At 38.4% G+C, this 466-nt stretch carries 1 protein-coding gene; it reads left to right on the forward strand.

From position 1 onward, the window contains the following. Positions 1–42 precede the first annotated feature (42 nt). A complete protein-coding gene (locus B4J23_RS07740) occupies positions 43–441 on the forward strand; it encodes a cytochrome b562 (protein WP_291359774.1) in 399 nt (132 codons plus the stop codon). The last annotated feature ends 25 nt before the right edge of the window (positions 442–466 follow it).

A 466-nucleotide genomic window follows, 5' to 3' on the forward strand; every position in this document is an offset into this window, starting at 1 on the left:
CACTAAGATGCTTAATATAAAAACAATACAGGACAATTAATGATGTTTAAAAATTTTTTAATCAGCATGATTTTTGTGATGGGCACAGTGGGGATCATCACGTCGGGCATGGCAGCAGACAATCACTATCATGACAATATGCATGAACTCGACCATCATTTAAAAAATTTCAAATCTGCCAAAGATAGCAAAGAGGCGCGGGCAGCATTGCAGAGCATGCAAAAATCTGTGGAAGTTTGCCAGAAAAATTTACCATCAGGTCTGCAAAAGCTAAAATCCAAAGATGCAAAAGTTACGGCTTATCAGGGATTGTTAACTGACTTATTGAAAGAGATTAAACAAGCTGAACAGCTTGTTGCAGCTAATCAATTGACCAAAGCCCAAACCCTTACGGTGAAAATGGATCAGATTAAAAAGCAGGGGCATCAAGCCTTTAAATAAGCCATAAAAAAGACCGCAATTGCGG

Source organism: Acinetobacter sp. UBA3025 (assembly GCF_002367915.1).
GTDB lineage: Bacteria > Pseudomonadota > Gammaproteobacteria > Pseudomonadales > Moraxellaceae > Acinetobacter.